Raw genomic sequence first — 21837 nt, 5'->3', positions numbered from 1 at the left:
GGCCGTTTGGAGGGACGGGCAGCCGCGCGCGCTAACAGAGGAGTTCGGGGAGCTCCTCTCTCAAGCGGCGTCGGTGAGCAAGGGCCGACGCCGGTTGAACACGAACACGATCAGGGCGAGCACGATCAGGATGAAGCCCGCGATCATCTTCAACTCTGCCGAGGTCGCGGTCTTGGGCAGGCGGATCGCATCGGGCGCAGCAGGCGTCGGCCGTCGCGCCGCCGGCTGATTGCGCGCATCGGCGTGACGCTCGTGCAGCTGTGTCGGCGTCAGATGCGGCCGCTCGCCGAACACCTTCTCGAAGTCCCAGCCCGCGGGCAGGTTGATGGGCAGCTCGCTGAGCTTGAGCGGCTCGCCTTCGGGCCGGCTTGGCGTCTTGTCGACCGCGACAAGGCTGGTCCGCCGCGTGACGATCTGATGGTCGAGCGCCAACGCCAGGATCGCCTTGTCGGAGGCTTCGGGCGTCATCTCGCGCAGGGTGCGCGCCACTTCCGCATCGGCGATCTTCCGCCTGGCCCAGAGCTTTGACAGCCCCTTGCCTTCGGCGGCGTCTTGCAGCGGCAGGGTCACCGACCACGGACGGTCGCCGACGCGTCCCTTGATCTCGAGCGCGCCTGCGAGCTTGTCGAGCCGCGCCGCCAGCACCAGCGGCTCGTCGCGGTAGACGTCGGGGATCATCGCCGGCGTGACGTCGGCCTGCGCTTCGGAAAACCTTGCGCTGAGCCCGGTCACGGCCGGATTCTCCAGCTTGGCGAACAGGCCGCGCATGCGCTCCTCCACCTGCTCGGTGGAACCGATATGCGTGAAGGCGCCCCGGCCGAGCTCGGCGGCGCGGGTCATCAGATAGGTGTTGGGCGCCGACCCGATGCCGACCATGAAGACGCGCGAGCGGCCGCGCATCGTCGTGATCGCATCGAACAATTGCTGCTCGTTGCCAATCGCGCCGTCGGTCAGGAACACGACCTGGCGGACCATGCCGGTGTCACCGAGCCTGTCGGTCAGTGCCGCGCGCATCGCCGGCACCATCTCGGTGCCGCCGCGCGCCTGCAAGGCGCTCACGAACGAGGTCGCCTCGCCGACATGCGCGGCATCGGCCGGCACGGAGGCCGGAAACAGCACGTCCATGGTGTCGTCGAAACGGATCACGTTGAAGCGGTCATTCGGCTGCAGGCGGCCGAGAGCGTAGAGCAGGCTCGCCTTGGCCTGCACGATGGACGTGCCGCCCATCGAGCCTGAATTGTCGATCACGAACACGACCTCGCGCGGCAGCGGCTTCTGCATCGCCTGCTCGACGCTCGGCGGGGTGATGAAGGCGAGCAAATAATCGGCGTCGCCGATGCGCTCGCGGAACAGGCCGACCGACGGCGCTTTCTCGGCAGCCGGCTTCCAGGTCAGCTCGAAGTCGCGGTCGGCGGGAACGACGCCGTCGGCGAGCGTCACCACGCGGCTCATGTTGTCCGGGCTTTCCGTCCTGACGTTGTGATGGTGGCTCTTGACCTCGCCGAGCGCAAAGCCGGCCTGCAGCCGCACAATGATGCTGGTCGGATTGACCGGCGCATGTTTGGCGGGATCCAGCACAGGCGGCGAGATGCGCTCACGATCCGGCACCGGGTCCGACGTCGTCGCGCCCCAGCCCGAGCCATCCTTGCGGAAATCCACGCTCTGGATGATCGGCGCGGGATTGTAGCGCGGCCCGACCACGAGCGGCAGGCGCAACGAATACTCGTTGCCGACTTGCTGCACCGGCTCCTGGTACTCGATCTGCACCAGCACGGTTTCGCCGGGACCGATATTGGCGACCGAGTTGGTGAAGATGTTCGGCCGCTCCTGCTCTGTGAGCGCGGCCTTCTGGCCGGCGCGTCGCGCCTCCTCGTAGATCACGCGCGCTTGCTGCCGTTCCTTGATGTCGCCGATGATGACGCGGTCGCCGACCACCATCTTCAGCGTGTCGACGGCGCCGCCGGCCGCGAGCGGATAGACGTAGGTGGCCTCGACCCAATCCTTGGTCGGGTTGCGGAATGCTTGCGTGACGCGTGCGCGCAAGGTCGGGCCCGACACGGTGATGTCGATATCGGTCCCGAGGCGGATCGCCTCCGTCGTGGTGCCATCCTCCTTCAGCAGCAGGCTGCCCGACCGCGCCTCGCCGGGCTGGAGCAGGCCGGCCTGTTCGGTCGTTGCCGACCAGCTCGCCCCAAAACTCACCAGCAGGGCCAGGAAGGCGACCAGCATCACGGCGACGCCCTGCGCCAGAAGGAACAGTCCGACCTTGATGAGGCGGCTCAACAGCGGGTGTTCGTCGCTGTCGGCCATGTCGTAGGCGTCCATTTGGCTTGCTCCCGAAGCATGTTTGCTGGTCCTCAACATCCGCCGGCGCGGCGGGATTTCGCGAGCAGAATGATCGGCAATGTTCCGCCGCGGCCGGCCCGGGCTCGCTTGAGCCGGGGCGGTCATGTGCGGTTTTGTGCTGGTTTGTCCGCCCTGCTAGAGTGACCGGCCTGGAGCAGGGCTGACGATGCAGACGCAGGACAAACTCACCGACAAACAGCTTTCGGACGAGCAGAGCCGCGAGATCGCCGAGACCATTCGCGAGGAGCTCGCCCGGCGCCGGATGTCGCGGCAGGCGCTGGCCGAGCAGGCCAAGCTGAGCCTGTCGACGCTGGAGAAGGTGCTCGGTGGCCGGCGGCCGTTCACGCTGGCGACGACGGTCCGGCTGGAGCAGGCGCTCGGCGTCTCCTTGCGCAAGAGTGTCATCGTGGCGACGCCCCCGGCCGCAAACGACGTCGCGCCCGACAGCCTCGGTTCCTATGCGCATCGCGCGGTGACCTGGCTCGAGGACGTCTACATCACCCTGCGGCCGTCGTTCGGCGACAGGGACGCGATCTTCGCCTACCGCACCGAGATCGCCTGGGAGCCGAAGGTCTCGTCGCTGGTCTTCCGCGAGGGCGAGCGGACCGATGCCGCCTACGAGCATACCGGCGAGGTCGCCGTTCCGCATCAGTCCGGCTTCATCTACCTCGTCATCATCAAGCACGGCCAGCACCGCGTGATCACGGTGTCGCGGCCGACGGTATCAGGCGAGATGTACGGCATCATCTCGACGCTGCGCGCCGGGCCCGGCTCGCAGCTCACGCCGATCGCGGCGCCGATCGCCTATGTGCCGCTCAGGAATATTCCAAAACCCTCCTTGGGCCGGGTTGCGCCCGAGGATCCCAACCATGCCCTGTATCGACAGCACTTGCGCCGCACGGTGGAAGAGCCGTTTGCGCTGTTTCTGACGTTGTGACCCCGGATAAGACGTTCACGCTCGAAGCGTCCGCACGATCAGCCACTCCGCGCAAGTGAGCGGCCAAGGTTCGAGCCATGGTGGCCGGGACGAATCCTTTCGAGGCAAGTCTCGCGATGAAGAGCCCGTTCTATACCGCCGAGCACGACGCGTTCCGCGACGTGATGCGGCGCTTCGTCGAGAAGGAGATCACCCCCTTCGCCCATGACTGGGACGAAGCCGGCGAATTCCCGCGCGAGCTCTATCGCAAGGCGGCCGAAATCGGCCTGCTGGGACTCGGATTCCCGGAAGAATATGGCGGCATCGCCGCCGACCAGTTCATGAAGATCGTGGCGAGCCAGGAGCTTGCGCGCGCCGGCGCAGGCGGCGTCAGCGCCAGCCTGATGAGCCACACCATCGGCTCGCCGCCGATCGCGCGGGCCGCTCGGGCCGAGGTGAAGGCGCGCGTGCTGCCGCAGGTGCTGGCCGGCGAGAAGATTTCCGCACTGGCGATCACCGAGCCGGGCGGCGGCTCGGATGTCGCAAACCTGCGCACCCGCGCGCGGCGCGACGGCGATCATTACGTCGTGAGCGGAGAGAAGACCTTCATCACCTCAGGCATGCGTGCCGATTATCTCACAGTTGCGGTGCGGACCGGCGGCGAGGGCGCCGGCGGCGTCAGCCTGCTCCTGATCGAAGGCGACACGCCCGGCCTGTCCAGAACGAAGCTGAAGAAGATGGGCTGGTGGGCCTCCGACACCGCGACGCTGCATTTCGACGCATGCCGCGTGCCCGCCGAGAACCTGATCGGCGAAGAGGGCCAAGGCTTCAAGATCATCATGCAGAACTTCAACAGCGAGCGCATGGGCATGGCCGCGAGCTGCACCGCCTTCGCGCGGGTCTGCCTCGACGAGGCGATCGCCTACGCCAGGGAGCGCCAGACCTTCGGCAAGCCGCTCGCGCAGCACCAGGTCATCCGCCACAAGATCGTCGACATGGCGCAGAAGGTCGCGGCATCGCAAGCGATGCTGGAGATGCTGGCCTGGCGGCTCGAGCAGGGCGAGAGCCCGGTCGCCGAAATCTGCATGATGAAGAACCAGGCGACGCAGACCATGGCCTTCTGCGCCTCTGAGGCCGTGCAGATCTTCGGCGGCGCCGGCTTCATGCGCGGCATCAAGGCCGAGCGCATCTACCGCGAGGTCAAGGTCAACGCCATCGGCGGCGGCACCGAGGAGATCATGAAGGACCTGGCGTCGCGGCAGATGGGGTTGTGACGGACGCCGTCATTCCGGGGCGACGCGAAGCGTCGAGCCCGGAATCCATCGGGCCGCACGCACCGTAGAGAAATGGATTCCGGGCTCGCGCTCCGCGCGCCCCGGAATGACGAGAGGACAAAATGCTATTCACCGACGACCACGACGACATCCGCCGCAGCCTGCAGAAGTTCATCGCGAACGAGATCAATCCGCACGTCGATGAGTGGGAAAAGGCCGACATCTTCCCCGCGCACGAGCTGTTCAAGAAAATGGGCAGCCTCGGCTTCCTCGGCCTGAACAAGCCGGTCGCGTTCGGCGGCTCGGGCCTCGACTATTCCTACGCGCTGATGATGGCGGAGGAGCTGGGCGCCATCACCTGCGGCGGCGTGCCGATGGCGATCGGGGTGCAGACCGACATGGCCACGCCGGCATTGGCGCGCTTCGGCTCCGACGAGGTGCGGCGCGAATTCCTCACCCCCTCGATCTCCGGCGACTACGTCGCCTGCATCGGCGTCTCCGAGCCGGGCGCCGGCTCGGACGTCGCCTCGATCAAGACCCAGGCGCGCTCCGACGGCGACGATTACGTCATCAATGGCGGCAAGATGTGGATCACCAACGGCACCCAGGCCGACTGGATCTGCCTGCTCGCCAACACCGGCGATGGCCCGGTTCACCGCAACAAGTCGCTGATCTGCGTGCCCATGAAGAGCAGGGGCGTCACGATCGCCCGCAAGCTCGACAAGATGGGCATGCGCTCCTCCGACACGGCGCAGATCTTCTTCGACGATGTCCGCGTGCCCAAGCGCAACCGGATCGGTGAGGAGGGCCAGGGTTTTACCTACCAGATGATCCAGTTCCAGGAGGAGCGCTTGTGGGGCGCGGCCGCCTGTCTGAAGGCGCACGAATACATCATCGACCAGACCATCGAATACACCCGCAACCGCAAAGCGTTCGGCAAGTCGATCCTCGACAACCAGGTCGTGCACTTCAAGCTCGCGGAGATGCAGACCGAGGTCGAGCTGCTGCGCGCGCTGATCTATCGCGCCGGCGAGCAGCTGGTCGCCGGCGAGGACGTGACGCGGCTCGCGACCATGGCCAAGCTGAAGGCCGGCCGGCTCGGCCGTGAGCTCACCGACGCCTGCTTGCAATATTGGGGGGGAATGGGCTTTACCAACGAGACGCCGGTCAGCCGCGCCTATCGCGACAGCCGCTTGACCTCGATCGGCGGCGGCGCCGACGAGGTCATGCTGATGGTCCTGTGCAAGATGATGGGAACGCTGCCGGGCAGCAAAGGAAGTGCTTGATGATCACGCTGTATCATTGCGACGCCGCGCGCTCGTTCCGCCCGCTCTGGATGCTGGAGGAGATGGGGCTGCCCTATGAATTGAAGATGCTGCCGTTCCCGCCGCGCGTCTTCGCCAAGGACTATCTCGCGCTCAATCCGCTCGGCACCATTCCCTTCATGATCGACGGCGAGACCAGGATGACGGAATCCTCCGGCATCTGCCATTACCTCGGCATCAAATACGGCCCGACGCCCTTGATGGTCGGACCGGAGGATCCCGCTTATGGCACGTTCCTGAACTGGATGTATTTCAGCGATGCCACGTTAACCTTCCCGCAGACGCTGGTGCTGAGATACACCCAGCTCGAGCCGGAGGAGCGTCGCAACCCGCAGGTCGCCACTGATTACGCGAAATGGTTTCTGGGGCGCCTGCGCGCCGTTGAGGCAGCGACGGCGAATGCCGAAACATTGTGCGCCGGCCGCTTCACCGCCGCCGACATCGTCATCGGTTACGCGCTTCGGCTCGCGAGCAATATCGGGCTCGCCAAGGATTTCGGGCCAAACGTCGCAGCCTATTGGGGGCGGCTGCAGCAGCGCGAGGGTTTCAAGCGCGCGGTTGCTGCGGAGCAAAAGGCCGGGCAGGAGCAGAATGTCGCGCCGAGGGTGAGGGCGTAAGGTCCAGGCTGTCATTTCCGGCGTGCGCAGCATCGACCGGAATCTAGAGGTTCCGGGTTCGCGCCTCCCGTCCCCCGGAACGATCGCGCATGTTTTCATGACAGCGCTATCTCACCGTGACAGCGCCCAAATTTCCGCTAAGGTGACCTCCGTCCGCAGCGGCCAGAGAGCCGCGCGAGGAGGACTCCAATGGAATATAACGGTCGCGAATCCGACCATCTGATGCTGATCACGCCGGAGCGCGTGTTCTATGCTGGCCTGCTCGGCCGGCCCCGCAAGCGGACACCCGGTTGCTGCCAAATCTATGTCGCGGTGAAGGGCAATCTGCACCTGACCATCGACGACGTTCTCACCACCGGCGAGCTGTTCGTCACCCTGCCGAACCAGCGGCATTCCATCGCCAGCGACTACCGCACCGTGATCGCCGTGACGCTGGAGCCGGAAAGCATGCCGGATGGCGTGATCGAAGCCTTCGCCGCGCGCCTGACCGGACCCGATCAGGCCACCTATGTTCGCAAGATCCTCGCCGCCTACGCGCTGCTGCGTCAGCGCCGCTATGGCGACATCACCACCGCCGAGTTCGACGAGATGTGCTTTGGCGAGGCGCTGCCGCGCCGCGTGCTGGATCCGCGCGTGATGCGTGCGGTGGCCCGCATCGAGCGCTTCTCCGGCGAGCCGGTGACGGCGGATACCTGCGCCGCTGAAGCCGGCCTCTCGGCCTCGCGCTTCCTGCATTTGTTCAAGGAGGAGACCGGCATCTCGTTCCGCTCCTTCCGCGCCTGGAAGCGCGCGCGGTATCTGCTGCACTTCGCCAACCAGGACCTCAACCTCGCCCATCTGGCGCAGGACATCGGCTATCCCGATTCCACGCATTTCAGCCACTCGATCCGCCGCTTCTACGGATTGAAGCCGCGGGCGATCTTCGTCGGCTCGCGCGATCTTGCGATCTATCGCAGCACCGAGACGGTGCGTATGGCGGAGGCTTCGTAGCTTCGTAGGGTGGGTTACGCCTTCGGCTAACCCACCCTACGAAAGCTCGTCTTTTTCCAGCTTCTCCGCGCAAGAAGCCGCGTGTCGCGCGTCACATGATCGCAAGCGTTGAATTCTCAACGTGCGAGACATCGAACGCATGAGCGACAAGGCCGTCATCACCTGCGCGCTGAACGGCGTGCTCACCGACCCCAAGCAGCACAACGTGCCCGTGACGCCCGAGCAGATGGCGCGCGAGGCTAGGGCCGCGTTCGAGGCCGGCGCGTCCATCATGCACATCCATCTGCGCCAGCAGGCGCCGGGCAAGGGACATCTGCCGTCCTGGGAGGTCGCGGTCAGCAAGGAGATCCAGCAGGCGATCCGCGAAGCCTGCCCGGGCGTGATCATCAACCACACCTCGGGCGTGTCGGGACCGAACTATTCAGGCGCGCTCGACTGCATCCGCGAGACCAGGCCCGAGATCGCCGCCTGCAACGCCGGTTCGCTGAACTACCTGAAGGTGAAGGCCGACAACAGCTGGGCTTGGCCGCCGATGATGTTCGACAATGCGGTCGAGAAGGTGAAGGACTATCTCGACGTCATGAACGCGGTCGGCACCATTCCCGAGTTCGAATGCTTCGACGTCGGTATCGTCCGCTGCGTCGGCATGTACCATCAGGTCGGCATGTACAAGGGCCCGCTCGAGTATAATTTCGTCATGGGCGTCGCCTCCGGCATGCCGGCCGATCCTGAATTGCTGCCGATCCTCTTGAAGCTGAAGCGCCCCGAAGCGCATTTTCAGGTCACCGCCATCGGCCGCGAGGAGATCTGGCCGCTGCACCAGCGCTGCGCCGAGCTCGGCGGCCATCTGCGTACCGGCCTCGAGGACACCTTCTATCTCTCCGACGGCAAGAAGGTCACGTCGAACGGCCAGCTGATCGAAGCGATCGCCGCCTGCGCAAGGCGCGCCGGCCGCGAGATCGCGAACCCCGCCGAGGCGCGGAAGATCTTTGGGACGAACAGGTAGTCACACACTCCGTCATTCCGGGATGGCCCGAAGGGCCAGGCCCGGAATCCATGACCACGATTGGGAGTATGGATTCCGGGCTCGCGCTCCGCGCGCCCCGGAATGACGGGCAGGAGCACTAATGTCTGTCATCGAAAACACCATCTCCCCCGGCAGCGCCGCCTACCAGGCCAACCGCGACGGCATGCTCGGCCTGATCGACCGCATGCGCGCACTGGAAGAGCGCACGCGCGCCGCATCGGCCGCGGCCAAGGACCGCTTCCACAAGCGCGGCCAGCTGCTGCCGCGCGAGCGCGTCGCGCTGGTGCTCGATCCAGGTAGCCCCTTCATCGAGCTGTCGACGCTCGCCGGCTACATGTTCGACGTGCCTGATGCGAACAAGAGTGTCCCCGGCGGCGGCGTCATCGCCGGCATCGGCTTCGTCTCGGGCATCCGCTGCATGGTCAGCGCCAGCGATTCCGGCATCGACGCCGGCGCGCTGCAGCCTTACGGCCTCGACAAGACGCTGCGGGTGCAGGAGCTCGCGCTGGAGAACAAGCTGCCTTATGTACAGCTGGTCGAAAGCGCTGGCGCCAATCTGCTGCGCTATCGCGTCGAGGATTTCGTTCGCGGCGGCAACATCTTTCGCAACCTGGCGCGGCTTTCCGCTGCGGGCCTGCCGGTCGTCACCGTCACGCACGGTTCCTCCACCGCCGGCGGCGCCTACCAGACCGGCCTTTCCGACTACATCGTCATGGTCCGCGGCCGCACCCGCGCCTTCCTCGCCGGACCCCCGCTGCTGAAGGCCGCGACCGGCGAGATCGCGACGGAGGAAGAGCTCGGCGGCGCCGAGATGCACACGCAAGTGTCTGGCCTCGGCGACTATCTCGCCGAAGACGATCGCGACGCATTGCGCATCGCACGCGAGATCATGGCGGCGCTGCAATGGGAGCGGCCGGGCAAAGCCTCAGTGCAATTCAAGCCGCCGCGCTACGACCAGGACGAGCTGCTCGGCATCATGCCGATGGACCACAAGCGCCCGGTCGACATGAAACAGGTGATCGCGCGCATTATCGACGATTCCGATTTCACCGAGATGGCGCCGAATTACGGCCCGGCCACCGTCTGCGGCCATGCCCGCATCCAGGGCCAGGCCATCGGCATCATCACCAACAACGGCCCGCTCGATCCCGCCGGCGCCAACAAGGCGACGCATTTCATCCAGGCCTGCTGCCAGACCCGCACGCCGATCCTCTATCTCAACAACACCACGGGCTACATGGTCGGGAAGGCCTATGAAGAGGCCGGCATGATCAAGCACGGCTCCAAGATGATCCAGGCGGTGACGTCGGCGACAGTGCCGCAGATCACCATCTATTGCGGCGCCTCGTTCGGCGCCGGCAATTACGGCATGTGCGGCCGCGGCTTCCATCCGCGCTTCTGCTTCTCCTGGCCCAATGCCAAGACCGCCGTGATGGGCGGCGAGCAGGCCGCCGAGACCATGGCGATCGTGACCGAGGCGGCCGCGGCGCGCCGCGGCAAGCCGATCGAAAAGGACAGGCTGGACGCCATGAAGGCTGAGATCATCGGCGTGTTCGATGGGCAGATGGATGTGTTCTCGACCAGCGCCCGCGTGCTCGACGACGGCGTGATCGATCCGCGCGACACCCGCGCGGTGCTGTCGGAGGTGCTCGCGATCTGCCGCGAGGGCGATGCGCGCACGCCCCAGCGCATGCAGTTTTCGGTGGCCCGCCCATGAGGAACGGATCAGTGCAGCATCGGCCGTTCTTCAAGGTTCTGGTCGCCAACCGCGGCGAGATCGCGCTGCGCGTGATGCACAGCGCGCGAAAGCTCGGCCTCGGCGTCGTCGCGGTCTATTCCGATGCAGATGGCGACGCGCTCCATGTGAAGCAGGCGGATCAGGCCGTGCGCATCGGCCAAGCCTTGCCGGCGCAATCCTATCTCAACATTCCCGCGATCATCGAAGCGGCGAAGGCCAGCGGCGCGGATGCCGTTCACCCCGGCTATGGCTTTCTCGCCGAGAACGAGGCGTTTGCGCGCGCCTGCAAGGATGCCGGCCTCGTCTTCATCGGCCCGTCGCCGCAGGCGATCGAGGCGATGGGCAACAAGGCCGGCGCCAAGGAGATCATGAAGAAGGCCGGCGTGCCCATTGTGCCCGGCTACCAGGGCGCTGAGCAGGGCGACGAGGTCATGCTCGCCGAAGCCGGGAAGATCGGATTCCCCGTGATGATCAAGGCAGCCGCGGGCGGCGGCGGCCGCGGCATGCGGCTCGTCACCGATGCGGCATCCTTCCCCGCCGCGCTGCGCAGCGCGCGATCGGAAGCGAAGGCCGCGTTCGGCGATCCCGCCGTCATCCTCGAACGCGCGATCCAGAATCCGCGCCACATCGAGATCCAGGTGTTCGGCGACAGCCACGGCAACGCCATCCATCTCGGCGAGCGCGATTGCTCGGTGCAGCGGCGCCACCAGAAGCTGATCGAGGAGGCGCCGTCACCCGCCGTCACGCCGGAGCTGCGCGCCAGGATGGGCGAGGTTGCGGTCGCCGCCGTGAAGGCGCTGCGCTATGAGGGCGCCGGCACGCTGGAATTCCTGCTCGATGCCAGCGGCGCGTTCTACTTCATGGAGATGAACACGCGCCTCCAGGTCGAGCATCCCGTCACCGAGGCGATCACCGGGCTCGATCTCGTCGAACTGCAGCTGCGCGTCGCCCGCGGCGAGGCGTTGCCGATGAAGCAGCAGGACATCAGATTCTCCGGCCACGCCATCGAGGTACGGCTCTGCTCGGAAGATGCCGCGCACGACTTCATGCCGCAGTCCGGCCGCATGGCGCGCTGGCAAGTGCCCGACGGCATCCGTGTCGAGCACGCGCTGCGATCGGGCTCGGAGATTCCGCCGTTCTACGATTCCATGATCGCCAAGATGATCAGCCACGGCGCCAATCGCGAAGAGGCGAGGGGGCGCCTGATTGTCGGCCTCGAGCAGCTCACGGCGTTCGGCGTGACGACCAACCAGGCGTTCCTGATGTCCTGCCTGCGCCATCCCGGCTTTGCCAAGGGCGAGGCGACGACGGCGTTCATCGGCGCCCATCGCGACGAGCTGCTTGCGCCGCGTGCGGACGCGGCGTTCGAGACGGCGCTGGCAGGCCTGCTGCTCTACGTCACCAACCCGCGCGCGCCTTCGTGGCAGGGTGGACGCAGCCTCGCCGCCACCTTTCCGCTGCCGGCGAAAATCGAAATCGTCGGCCGTGCGCACGAACTCGACATCACGCGCGAACGCGACGGCAGCTACACGGTCATTGCTGACGGCCGCCAGCATAAGTTCGAGATCGACCAGCTCGATCCCTACGTCATCCGCTTCCGCCACGCCGGGGTGATAGACAGCGCAAGATTCCTGCGTGATGGCGATCGCCTGTACCTCCAGCATCGTGGCATCCCGCTCGCCGTCACCGATCTCACGCTGGCCGCGCCGAAGGCCGCCGCAAGCAATGGCGGTGACGGCAAGGTTCGCGCCGCCATGAACGGCCGCGTCGTCGCCGTGCTGGTCAAGCTTGGGGACCGCGTCACCGCCGGCCAGCCGGTGCTGACGCTGGAGGCGATGAAGATGGAGCACGTCCACAAGGCCGGCATCGACGGCGTCATCGCCGCGATCGACGTCGCCGAAGGCGAGCAGGTCACGACGGGCCGGATCGTCGCGGAGATCGGGGCGGGGTAGCGCCACAAACGTGATCTCGTAGGGCGGGCAAAGGCGCCAAGCGCCGTGCCCCCGAATGTCCATCGCAAGCGGGAGGTGGGCACGCTTCGCTTTGCCCACCCAACGGAATCCCCGGAAATGCTAACGATTTCAATGAGGTCTGCGCTCCCTAAAGCTTGCGCATAACGTCTATTGAACATTGTTCAATCCAGAGCTACCAATAATGAACTTTGTTCAATTGCTCCGGAGCCTCGCATGTTGCACGCCGATGATCCCGCCCAAGCGGCCACTGCCGGGCTGCCTTCAGTGTCTCGCCATTTGGCGCTTGGCACGCTGCAAGCCCGCGAAAAATACCTGGCTGGTGCATTCTTCATCCTGATCCTGGCTGCGCTCTTCGCGCCCGGATTACCCGCCGCCGCCTGGCACATCCCGCATTTCATCGACGACCGCACCTGGCTCGGTGTGCCCAACGCGGGCGATGTGCTGAGCAATCTCGCCTTTCTCGCAATGGGCGTCTGGGGCTCGGAGCGGCTGCGTGCTCGCCAAGATGCGCCGGTGGGTGCGAGCTGGTTCTTCGTCGGGCTGATCCTCACTTGCCTCGGCTCGGGCTTCTATCATCTCGATCCCGACGCGCCGCAACGGCTCGTCGCCGATCGTCTCGGCATGGCGGTCGCATTCGCAGGATTTCTGGGCATCGCGGCCAGCGAGCGCATCAGCACGCGCGCAGGCGAAGCGGTGCTGGTGCTGACGATGATCGCGGGCCTGCTCGCTGCCTGGGTGGCACGCGAGAATCTCACGCCCTGGGTGGTCGTGCAGTTCGGCGGCATGGCGCTTGCGATGGGCCTCGCGTTCACACGTCCACGGCCCGGCGCGCTTGGCGTGCCGCTCGGCGGCGTGATCGTCTTCTATGTGCTGGCCAAGCTGTTCGAACTCGGCGACGTGACCGTGTTCGAAGCGACCGGGCACATGGTCTCGGGCCACACGCTCAAGCATCTCGCCGCCGCGCTCGCGGCCTGGCCGGTGATCCGGGCGCTGGGATATAGGCCGTGTCCTCATTGAGCGGCGGGCCGCCGACTGATGTCCGCTTAAGCCCCAACACCGGCGGAGAGCCGCCGGAGTCAACGCTGCGCCGTTGAACCAGAAAGTCCTTGAGGCGACAGAACACCAGGGATTCGGGAGACCTTTGACTGGTAGATGGACGGAGCCGACCCGTGAAATCTTTGCTGAGAATTATGCTTGCAACCGGCCTCGTGACTCTTGCTCCAGCCGCCGCCGCGGCGAAGAGCGCCGTCGCTTCTCCTGCCCTGCAGAAGGAGTTTGATGGCTTCATCGAGAAGTTTCGCGCGGCGCTGAGAGCAAACGATTCCGCCGCCGTCGCCGGTATGACACGATTGCCGTTCATGAACGACAGCGCAATTCGCGACGCTGCGCAATTTCGCGCCAAGACCTATGCGAGCTCGTTCACTGCGAAAAATCGCGCGTGTATCCAGCGCGGCAAGGCTATCTACGATCGCGATGACTACAAGAATGACTCTTACTTCGTCTTCTGCGGCGACCTCATCTTCGTCTTTACCAAGACGCCGGCCGGGTTCCTCTTTACGGATATTAGCGTGAACGACTGAGCCGTAGGGTTCTGGAATGTCGAGAGGCGCGTTGCGGACCCTGCGAGGACACGTCCTACTGGCTCCGTCCCGTGCCGTCGTTGAGCAGGCACGCGACCTGATGCCCATCACCGGCATCCAGCAGCGCCGGCCGTTCCGTCTTGCACCGCTCCATCGCAAACCGGCAGCGGGTGTGGAATGCGCAGCCTGACGGCGGATTGACCGGGCTCGGCACATCGCCATCCACCAGCGGCGCGAGCCTCTTCGCCAGCGGATTGGCGACCGGCACCGAGGCGAGCAGGGCCTGGGTGTAGGGATGCCGGGGATTGCGGAACAGCTCGTCCTTGTCGGCGATCTCGACGATGCGGCCGAGATACATCACCGCGACGCGGTGGCTGATATGCGCGACCACGGCGAGGTCGTGCGCGATGAAGAGATAGGAGAAGCCGTGCTGCCGCTGCAGGTCGATCAAGAGGTTGATCACCTGCGCCTGGATCGAGACGTCGAGCGCGGACACCGGCTCGTCGCAGACGATCAGGCGCGGCCCCAGCGCCAGCGCGCGGGCGATGCAGATGCGCTGGCGCTGGCCGCCGGAGAATTGATGCGGGAAATTGCGCATCTGGTCGGGCCGCAAGCCCACCTGCTCGAACAGCTTTGCGACCCGCGTCTCCAGCTCCTTGCCGGTGGCGAGCCCGTGCACGGCGATCGGCTCGCCGACGATGTCGCCGGCGGTCATGCGCGGATTGAGCGAGGCGAACGGATCCTGGAACACGATCTGCATCGAGCGGCGATGCGGCCGCAGCGCCGTCTTCGAAAGATGCGTGATGTCCTCGCCGTCGAGGCGGATCTGACCCGAGGTCGGCTCGACCAGCCGCAGCACGCTGCGCGCCACAGTGGATTTGCCGCAGCCGGATTCGCCGACGAGGCCGAGCGTCTCGCCGATGCCAAGCGCGAAGGAGACGCCATCGACCGCATGCACGGTGCCAACCTGCCGGCGCAACACGCCGGCGCGCACGGGGTAGTGCTTCTTGAGGTCGGTGACTTCGAGCAACGCCTCGGTCATGCCACCTCCGCGACTTCTTCCGCGCGCCAGCACGCGGCGAGATGGCCGCCGCCCCAATCCGCCAGCGGCGGATATTCGGCCTCGCAGCGCTTGATAGCGAGCTTGCACCGCGGTGCGAAGGCGCAGCCTTTTGGCAGCCGCACCAGCGACGGCACCGTGCCTGGGATTTCGTTCAGCCGCGCCGGCGCGGCGACGCCGGAGGCCGGAACGGCCGGGATCGAGGCCATCAGCCCGCGCGTATAGGGATGCTTCGGTGCGGCGAACAGCGCCTCGACGCTGGCCTCCTCGACCTTTCGCCCCGCATACATCACGATCACGCGTTGCGCGGTCTGCGCGACGACGCCGAGATCGTGGGTGATCAGCACCAGCCCGGTGCCGAGCTCCTTCTGCAGGTCGAGGATCAGCGCGAGGATCTGCGCCTGGATGGTGACGTCGAGCGCGGTGGTCGGCTCATCCGCGATCAGGAGCGCCGGCCGGCACGCCAGCGCCATCGCGATCATTGCGCGCTGACGCATGCCGCCGGAGAGCTGGTGCGGATACTCGCGCGCCCGCCGCGCCGGCTCGGGAATGCGCACCAGCCGCAGCATCTCGACGGCGATATCTTGCGCCTGTTTCGACGAGATGTTCCGGTGCAGCCGCACGGCCTCGACGATCTGGTCGCCGATCCGCATCACCGGATTGAGCGAGGTCATCGGCTCCTGGAAGATCATGGAGATGCGATTGCCCCGGACCGCGCGCATCTCCGATTCATCCAGCGCCAGCAGGTCGGTGCCTTCCAGCGAGACGGAGCCGCCGACGATGCGGCCGGGCGGATCGGGCACGAGCCGCATCACCGACAGCGCGGTCACGCTCTTGCCGCAGCCGGATTCGCCGACGATCGCCAGCGTCTCGCCGCGCCTCACGCTGAAGGAGAGATCGTCGACAGCCCTGAACAGGCCGGAATTGGTGAAGAACACCGTCTTCAGGTTCTTCACGTCGAGCACGAGATCGGTCTTGTCCGCCATCAGCCGCGCTGCCTCGGATCCAGGATGTCACGGAGGGCGTCGCCAAACAGATTGGCGCCGAACACGGCGAGGCTGATCGCGACGCCCGGGAAGATCACCAGCCACGGCGCGGTGCGGACATATTCGGCGGCGGATTCGGACAGCATGCGCCCCCACGACGGATAGGGCTCGGGAATGCCGAGGCCGAGGAAGGACAGCGAGGCTTCGGTCAGGATTGTCGAGCCGAGCTGCGCCGTCGCCAGCACGATCAGCGGCGCCAGCGTGTTCGGCAGCACGTGGCGGAGCGCAATCCGCATCTCGCTCATGCCGATCGATTTGGCGGCCTCCACGAACGGCTGCTCGCGCAGCGCCAGCGTGTTGGCACGGATGACACGCGCGACCGTCGGGATCAGCGGAATGGCGATGGCGATGATCACGTTCGGCAGCGACGGCCCGAGCGCGGCCGTCATCACCAGCGCCAGCACCAAGAGCGGCAGCGCCTGCAGCACGTCGGAGACGCGCTGGAACACCAGATCGACCCAGCCCGAGAGATAGCCGGAGGTGAGGCCGACGATCACCCCGATGGTGCCGCCGAGCACGGTCGAGCCGATGCCGACCGCGAGCGAGATCCGCGCCCCGTGGATGATGCGGCTGAACACGTCGCGGCCGAAGGAATCAGTGCCCATCCAGTGCGCCAGGCTCGGGCGCGCCAGCGCGCGGGCGGAATCGACCGTCAGCGGATCGTAACGCGCGATGAAATCGGCGAAGATCGCCGTCAGCACGAACAATGTCATGATGACGAGCCCGGCCGCGCCCAGCACGTGCCGCTGCGCCATGAACAGCACGCGCCGCCAGCCCACGGTCGCATGCGCCCCGGCCCGCCTCAGTTCAACGTCGAAGTCGATCGCGGCCAAGCTGATCTCCTAATCCGTGTACCTGATCCGCGGGTCGAACACCGCGTAGAGCATGTCGACGGTGAAATTGGCGAACACCACCACGACCGCGATGAACATCACGAGGTTCTGCACGATCGGATAGTCCCGCCAGCGGATCGCCTCGACCAGGAAGCGGGCAACGCCGGGAATGTTGAACACGGTCTCGGTGACGATCAGGCCGCCGATCAGGAACGCCGCCTCGATGCCGATCACGGTGATCACGGGCAGAATCGCGTTCTTCAGCGCGTGCTGATAGTTCACCGCCGCTTCGGAGGCGCCCTTGGCGCGCGCGGTGCGGATGTAATCCTGCCGCAGCACCTCCAGCATCGAGGAGCGCGTGATGCGCATGGTCAGTGCCGCGCTGCGGAAGCCGACGGCAGCGGCCGGCACGGCGTAGGTCGCGAACGCCTCGAGCCAGGTCTTCGGATTCGGATTGAAGATCGGCATCTGCCCGAACATCGCCACGGACGCTGTGAGGATCAGAAGGCCGAGCCAGAACGAGGGCAGCGACAGGCCGCTGAGGCTGACGACGCGAAGCGCGTAGTCGAGCTTCGTGCCCTGCTTCACCGCGCTGATGACACCGAGCGGAATGCCGATCGATGCCGAGAACAGCAGCGCGAGGCCGGCAAGCTTTGCCGTGATTGGAATTCGCGGCAGGATCTCCTGCAGCGCCGGCTTCTCCGAGACGTAGGAGAAGCCGAAATCGCCGCGCAGGAAGCCGCTGATCCAGTGCCAATATTGCACGATCAAGGGACGGTCGATGCCGAGCTCTTTCTCCAGATTTGCCTTGTCGGCGGCATCGACATAGCCGGCGGCGGCGAACAGGATGTCGACGATGTTGCCCGGCACGATGCGCAGCAGGAAGAAGATGACGACCGAGATCCCGAACAGGGTCACGAGCATCAGGAACAGGCGCCGCACCAGATAGGCAAACATGCATCGCCCTCCGCGCTAGCCGTCAGCGTCGCGTCACTTGTCGAGCCACACGTCCTCGTAGCGGAAGCCGTTGTAGGAGCTGTTCGACATGATGGTGACGCCCTTGACGTGGGGGTGCCAGCAGGTGCCGGCCCGGGCATGGAAGATGATCGGGCGGGCGACGTCCTCCTGCAGCTTCTTGTCGATGTCCCACACCAGCGGTCGGCGCTTTGCGATATCGGTCTCCTGCGACTGCACGTCGAACAGCTTCTCGATCTCCTTGTTGCAATAGTTGGTGTAGTTCCGCTCCGAGCCGCAGGCATAGTTCTCGTAGAACGACTGGTCGGGATCGTCGACGGCATTGCCGGTCAGGTTGAGGCCGAGCATGTAATCCTTGCGCGCGACCTTCGGGAACCAGTTCGCGGTTTCCACGACGTCGAGCTCGCCGTCGATATAGATGCTCTTGAGCTGGTCGATCAGGATCACGGCGGGGTCGCGATATTCGGCGATGTTGCGCGTCGAAACCTTCACGGCGAGGCGCTTGTCCGGACCATAGCCCGCCTTCTGCATCAGCTTCCTGGCTTCCTCGCGGTTGGCGTTGATGTCGCGGCCATAGCCCGGAATGGTCTCCAGCCTGTCCTTGGGCATGCCCCAGAGGCCCTGCGGCGGCGGCAGCATGGTGCCGCCGATGTCGCCCTGGCCTTCGAACAGGATGTCGACGAACGCCTTGCGGTCGAGCGCGAGCGCCATCGCCCGGCGGATGTCGATGTTGTCGAACGGCGCCGAGGTCGAATTGACGATGATGTTGGTCGAGACGTTGGTCGGCTCGACGACGCAGGTCGCGTTCGGCGCCTGCGACTTGATGTCCTTCAGAAGCGGGATCGTGATGTGCGTCGGAAAGGTCATGTCGAACTTGCCGGCGACGAAGGCCAGGATCGCGGTCGAGCGGTTGGTGATGATGGTGTATTCGATGCCGTCGAGATAGGGCAGGCCCTTCTTCCAATAGTCCGGATTGCGCGTCAGCTTGATCGATTCATTGGCCTTGAACTCGACGAACTTGAACGGCCCGGTCCCGATCGGATGGGTGCGCATGTCCGCCGGCGAGACATGACAGGGATAGACCGGCGTGTAGCCGGAGGCGAGCATCGCCAGCAGCGAGGGCTGCGGCCGCTTCAGGTCGAAGGTGACCTCGAATTCGCCGTTGGTCGTGATCTCGTTGACCTCGCTGTACCAGGCCTTGCGCGGATTCTGCCGCAGCTTCTGCTGCGACTTGCCCATCAACAGATCGAAGCTGCATTTGACGTCGGCCGAGGTGAACGGCTTGCCGTCGTGCCATTTCACGCCCTGGCGCAGCTTGAACGTCAGCTTCTTGTTGTCGCTGCTCCAGGACCAGCTTTCGGCGAGGTCCGGCCGCAGCGTATCGGGGCTGTTCTGCGCGATGTGCTGATCGTAGATGAGGAGGTTGTTGAACACCCCCATGAAGGGAATGTTGATCGAATAGGTCGCGCCCTCGAGGATCGAGGCATTGGCCGGACTGTCGCGGTGATACATCCGCAAGGTCCCGCCCTGTTTGGGCTCGCCGGCGAGCGTGGCAGTTGAGGCCGTCAGCACAGATAACGCCGCCATTGCGGCGAGCGCCCACACGCTCCGCATGCTCATCCTCCCTGGACCTCGGCCTTTTGCGGCCTGTTTGTCCAGACGATAGCGAGGCGCGTGCAGCGAGGCAACCCGCAAGGCTTGCCGCGCCCTCGACAATTCGGATGACGGAATATCGAGAGGCGCTTCTCTCACGATGTGAGAGTGCAGGTGCGAAGAGGTGGTGCTTTGAAACCCGGTCGTCATCCCGGACAAGCGCGCCCTCAGCGCGCGCAGATCCGGGATCCATAACCCCAGGAAGATGTTTGGCGAAGACTCGGAGTTGCCAGCCCATGCCGCAACTCCTTCCTGGGGTTATGGGTCCCGGGCTCGCGACTTCGTCGCGCCCCGGGACGACAGCAGATCTTGTGGCGCTTGCGGTGCGCGCTATCCGGTACAACCCTCACACGATTCGCGACGCCTTGTTCCCGCAGTACCGGTCCCGCAGCAGCCATCAGGCGGCGAGCAGCAGGATCTCGCGCACATCGGCGGGGCCCTCGATCCTGCGCGGGTTGCGTGGAATCCAGTTCGTGCGCATCGCGGCTTGTGCGATCGCATCGAAATGCTCCGGGGAGATGCGCACATCGCCAAGGCTGTGCGGCATGCCGAGCGAGCGGATGAAGGCATCGAGCACGTCGGCGGCGTCACGGCCGGGATAGCCCATGGCCGCCGCGACGATGATCTGCCGCTCGGCATTGTCGCGCGCGTTCCAGCGCATCACCGCCGGCAGCATGACGCAGGAGGTGTAGCCATGCGGCACGTCGAAGGCCCCGCCCAGCACATAGCCGATGCCGTGGCTCGCGCCCATCGGCACGCCGGCGGCGAGCGCGCCCATCGACAGCCAGGTGCCGATCTGCGCGTCCATCCGCGCATCGAGATCTGAAGGGTCGGCCTTCACCCGCGGCAGCGCGTCGGCGAGCATGGCGAGGCCCTTCACCGCTTGCGCATCGGCATAAGGATGCGTCTCGCGCGAGCAGATCGCCTCGACGCAATGGTCGATTGCGCGGATGCCGGTCGACAGGAACAGCCATTCCGGCGTGTGCACGGTGATGGCAGGATCGAGGATGGTCGCGCGCGGCACGGCGAGCGGATGCCGCAGCATCTGCTTCACGTGGCTCGCGCGGTCGGTGACACCGGCGATCGAACTGAATTCGCCGCCGGCGATCGTGGTCGGCACGCTGACCTGCCGCACGTGAGGGGCGTTCATCTCGGGCGCGACGCCCTTGTGCACGCGGATGCGATCGATGCCCTCGATATCGTCGATGTCGTTGGCAAGGCAGAGCTGCACCGCCTTGGCGCCGTCGGTGATGGAGCCGCCGCCGATGGTGACGATCAGGTCGGCCTCCGCCGCCCGCGCCGCCTGCGTTGCCGCGATCACCGCCTCGCGCGGCGTATGCGCCGGCATGGCGTCGAACAGGCCGGCGCAGCGCGAGCCGAGCGCCTCCCTGATTTTTGTGATCTCGTCGGTCTGCCGGTTCAGCGTCCCCGACACCATCAGGAAGGCGCGGCTTGTTCCCAGCCGGTCCATCTGGGCGACGATGGCTTCCGCCGCAGGATGGCCGAACACGACCTCCTCGATCGCGCCGAAAACGACACGTCCCTGGTGCACGCCTGTCCTCCCCGGACAATTCGGTCTTGTTGTAGGGGACGCAATCTAGCCGACCCCGCCACGTCAGTCATGCGCGAAGACGCTGGCGGTTTTGCAGCGCGGGGGTGGGGCTGTTCAGATGGTGCAAACGATGCTTCGGCGTCGGGACTCCGCTCCCTCTCCCGCTTGCGGGAGAGGGTTGGGGAGAGGGCTCTCTCCGCGGCGGGGCCGTCGCGGGTGTCCCCAGAGGAGAGCTCTCCCGCGCAGGGACATACTCGGCAAATTCTCAACAACCCCAACGCGGAGACACCCTCTCCCCAACCCTCCCCCGCTCGCGGGGGAGGGAGCGCAGTGCCGATGCCGCTGCATAGGAAGTCAGGAACGATCCCTCAAAACACCACGCCCACGCGCGTGCCGCGCTTCCAGGCGATGCGGCAGCGCTTCCTGGTGTTGACGTGCAGCAGTTCGAAGCGATCGGGGATCTTCACCTGGCCGCCGAGATCGACGCAGGCCCCGCCGGGCGAATAGTCGATCAGCGTGCACGGGATCACCGGCGCGCGCGGGTCGGTGATGATCTTGGCCTGGCGTGACACCAGGCCTGCGGGCTTCACACGGACAAACTTGCGCGGATGCATTGGCACGTCTCCTCCAAGTCCGCAGGTCGCGGCGGTGATCTGTCCCAATCACGGAAAAGAGTTGATGCGATCCCCCTAAGCCGCGCCCGAGAATTTTAACGAAAAGTGTCAGCGAATGCGGAAAGCGCCGGTAGCGGGGTGTGTCCCCTCTCCCCACAAGGGGAATGGCGATGTGGCGCGCGTCTGCCTCCACCGTCATTGCGAGCGAAGCGAAGCAATCCAGAAATCCCTCCGCGGAGGCAGCCTGGATTGCTTCGTCGCAAGGGCTCCTCGCAATGACGAGGGGCGAGCGGTGCCCCGCCACTCACCCCGTCACCC

18 protein-coding genes are annotated in these 21837 nt (G+C 65.8%); 10 read left to right on the top strand and 8 right to left on the bottom strand.

The annotated features are described in order from the left end of the window. Positions 1–60: 60 nt before the first annotated feature. Complete coding sequence (locus P0R31_RS25225) at positions 61–2325, bottom strand: marine proteobacterial sortase target protein (RefSeq protein ID WP_275516982.1); 2265 nt, start codon at positions 2323–2325, stop codon at positions 61–63. Between the two features lie 187 nt (positions 2326–2512). On the opposite strand from P0R31_RS25225, the gene P0R31_RS25220 reads away from it, so the two are divergent. From P0R31_RS25220 to P0R31_RS25175, 10 genes are all read left to right on the top strand, one after another. Further along, positions 2513–3283 carry a helix-turn-helix domain-containing protein gene (locus P0R31_RS25220; RefSeq protein WP_275516980.1) on the top strand — a complete coding sequence of 257 codons (771 nt, stop codon included), beginning with the start codon at positions 2513–2515 and terminating at the stop codon, positions 3281–3283. 116 nt (positions 3284–3399) lie between these two features. Continuing rightward, the gene (locus P0R31_RS25215; protein WP_275517120.1) at positions 3400–4536 is read left to right on the top strand and encodes an acyl-CoA dehydrogenase family protein; all 1137 of its coding nucleotides are present in this window, start codon (positions 3400–3402) and stop codon (positions 4534–4536) included. 122 nt (positions 4537–4658) lie between these two features. Next, entirely contained in the window at positions 4659–5822 is a 1164-nt protein-coding gene (locus P0R31_RS25210) for an acyl-CoA dehydrogenase family protein (protein WP_275516978.1), read from the top strand. Further along, a complete protein-coding gene (locus tag P0R31_RS25205; RefSeq protein ID WP_275516976.1) occupies positions 5822–6478 on the top strand; it encodes a glutathione S-transferase family protein in 657 nt (218 codons plus the stop codon). Before P0R31_RS25210 ends, P0R31_RS25205 begins: the two co-directional genes overlap by 1 nt. A gap of 189 nt (positions 6479–6667) precedes the next feature. After that, a complete protein-coding gene (locus P0R31_RS25200; RefSeq protein WP_275516974.1) occupies positions 6668–7468 on the top strand; it encodes a helix-turn-helix transcriptional regulator in 801 nt (266 codons plus the stop codon). Positions 7469–7607: 139 nt separating this feature from the next. After that, on the top strand, positions 7608–8474 hold the full coding sequence (locus P0R31_RS25195; protein ID WP_275516972.1) for a 3-keto-5-aminohexanoate cleavage protein: 867 nt from the start codon (positions 7608–7610) through the stop codon (positions 8472–8474). Positions 8475–8595: 121 nt separating this feature from the next. Next, complete coding sequence (locus P0R31_RS25190) at positions 8596–10212, top strand: acyl-CoA carboxylase subunit beta (RefSeq protein ID WP_275516971.1); 1617 nt, start codon at positions 8596–8598, stop codon at positions 10210–10212. Continuing rightward, positions 10209–12185, top strand: coding sequence for an acetyl-CoA carboxylase biotin carboxylase subunit (locus P0R31_RS25185; RefSeq protein ID WP_275516969.1), 1977 nt, complete (start codon positions 10209–10211; stop codon positions 12183–12185). The genes P0R31_RS25190 and P0R31_RS25185 overlap by 4 nt, the downstream gene beginning before the upstream one ends. Positions 12186–12419: 234 nt before the next feature. Continuing rightward, complete coding sequence (locus P0R31_RS25180; protein WP_275516968.1) at positions 12420–13223, top strand: hypothetical protein; 804 nt, start codon at positions 12420–12422, stop codon at positions 13221–13223. Positions 13224–13375: 152 nt separating this feature from the next. Continuing rightward, on the top strand, positions 13376–13786 hold the full coding sequence (locus P0R31_RS25175) for a hypothetical protein (RefSeq protein WP_275516966.1): 411 nt from the start codon (positions 13376–13378) through the stop codon (positions 13784–13786). 55 nt (positions 13787–13841) lie between these two features. On the opposite strand, the gene P0R31_RS25170 is transcribed toward P0R31_RS25175, so the two are convergent. The 7 genes from P0R31_RS25170 to P0R31_RS25140 all read right to left on the bottom strand — a co-directional run bounded on the left by P0R31_RS25170 (position 13842) and on the right by P0R31_RS25140 (position 21519). Beyond that, on the bottom strand, positions 13842–14828 hold the full coding sequence (locus P0R31_RS25170) for an ABC transporter ATP-binding protein (protein WP_275516964.1): 987 nt from the start codon (positions 14826–14828) through the stop codon (positions 13842–13844). After that, the gene (locus tag P0R31_RS25165; protein ID WP_275516963.1) at positions 14825–15832 is read right to left on the bottom strand and encodes an ABC transporter ATP-binding protein; all 1008 of its coding nucleotides are present in this window, start codon (positions 15830–15832) and stop codon (positions 14825–14827) included. Before P0R31_RS25165 ends, P0R31_RS25170 begins: the two co-directional genes overlap by 4 nt. Continuing rightward, a complete protein-coding gene (locus P0R31_RS25160; RefSeq protein ID WP_275516962.1) occupies positions 15832–16725 on the bottom strand; it encodes an ABC transporter permease in 894 nt (297 codons plus the stop codon). The genes P0R31_RS25165 and P0R31_RS25160 overlap by 1 nt, the downstream gene beginning before the upstream one ends. A gap of 9 nt (positions 16726–16734) precedes the next feature. Beyond that, entirely contained in the window at positions 16735–17682 is a 948-nt protein-coding gene (locus P0R31_RS25155) for an ABC transporter permease (RefSeq protein ID WP_275516961.1), read from the bottom strand. 33 nt (positions 17683–17715) lie between these two features. Further along, positions 17716–19314: an ABC transporter substrate-binding protein gene (locus P0R31_RS25150; protein WP_275516959.1), complete on the bottom strand. Its 1599-nt coding sequence runs from the start codon at positions 19312–19314 to the stop codon at positions 17716–17718. 436 nt (positions 19315–19750) lie between these two features. After that, complete coding sequence (locus P0R31_RS25145; protein ID WP_275516958.1) at positions 19751–20905, bottom strand: iron-containing alcohol dehydrogenase; 1155 nt, start codon at positions 20903–20905, stop codon at positions 19751–19753. 368 nt (positions 20906–21273) lie between these two features. Beyond that, the gene (locus P0R31_RS25140; RefSeq protein ID WP_172789685.1) at positions 21274–21519 is read right to left on the bottom strand and encodes a PilZ domain-containing protein; all 246 of its coding nucleotides are present in this window, start codon (positions 21517–21519) and stop codon (positions 21274–21276) included. Between the last annotated feature and the right edge of the window lie 318 nt (positions 21520–21837).

It is taken from the genome of Bradyrhizobium yuanmingense (assembly GCF_029167105.1).
Taxonomy (GTDB): domain Bacteria; phylum Pseudomonadota; class Alphaproteobacteria; order Rhizobiales; family Xanthobacteraceae; genus Bradyrhizobium; species Bradyrhizobium yuanmingense_A.
Note: the sequence above shows the minus strand (reverse complement) of the source record. Positions and strands in the feature narration are given on the sequence as shown.

Excerpts from the sequence above, each read along its gene's own strand:
- P0R31_RS25140 (WP_172789685.1), bottom strand. The coding sequence starts at position 21,519 with ATGCATCCGCGCAAGTTTGTCCGTGTGAAGCCCGCAGGCCTGGTGTCA.
- P0R31_RS25170 (WP_275516964.1), bottom strand. The coding sequence starts at position 14,828 with ATGACCGAGGCGTTGCTCGAAGTCACCGACCTCAAGAAGCACTACCCC.
- P0R31_RS25205 (WP_275516976.1), top strand. The coding sequence starts at position 5,822 with ATGATCACGCTGTATCATTGCGACGCCGCGCGCTCGTTCCGCCCGCTC.
- P0R31_RS25195 (WP_275516972.1), top strand. The coding sequence starts at position 7,608 with ATGAGCGACAAGGCCGTCATCACCTGCGCGCTGAACGGCGTGCTCACC.
- P0R31_RS25215 (WP_275517120.1), top strand. The coding sequence starts at position 3,400 with ATGAAGAGCCCGTTCTATACCGCCGAGCACGACGCGTTCCGCGACGTG.
- P0R31_RS25150 (WP_275516959.1), bottom strand. The coding sequence starts at position 19,314 with ATGCGGAGCGTGTGGGCGCTCGCCGCAATGGCGGCGTTATCTGTGCTG.
- P0R31_RS25210 (WP_275516978.1), top strand. The coding sequence starts at position 4,659 with ATGCTATTCACCGACGACCACGACGACATCCGCCGCAGCCTGCAGAAG.
- P0R31_RS25220 (WP_275516980.1), top strand. The coding sequence starts at position 2,513 with ATGCAGACGCAGGACAAACTCACCGACAAACAGCTTTCGGACGAGCAG.
- P0R31_RS25155 (WP_275516961.1), bottom strand. The coding sequence starts at position 17,682 with ATGTTTGCCTATCTGGTGCGGCGCCTGTTCCTGATGCTCGTGACCCTG.
- P0R31_RS25165 (WP_275516963.1), bottom strand. The coding sequence starts at position 15,832 with ATGGCGGACAAGACCGATCTCGTGCTCGACGTGAAGAACCTGAAGACG.
- P0R31_RS25185 (WP_275516969.1), top strand. The coding sequence starts at position 10,209 with ATGAGGAACGGATCAGTGCAGCATCGGCCGTTCTTCAAGGTTCTGGTC.
- P0R31_RS25225 (WP_275516982.1), bottom strand. The coding sequence starts at position 2,325 with ATGGACGCCTACGACATGGCCGACAGCGACGAACACCCGCTGTTGAGC.
- P0R31_RS25190 (WP_275516971.1), top strand. The coding sequence starts at position 8,596 with ATGTCTGTCATCGAAAACACCATCTCCCCCGGCAGCGCCGCCTACCAG.
- P0R31_RS25180 (WP_275516968.1), top strand. The coding sequence starts at position 12,420 with ATGTTGCACGCCGATGATCCCGCCCAAGCGGCCACTGCCGGGCTGCCT.
- P0R31_RS25200 (WP_275516974.1), top strand. The coding sequence starts at position 6,668 with ATGGAATATAACGGTCGCGAATCCGACCATCTGATGCTGATCACGCCG.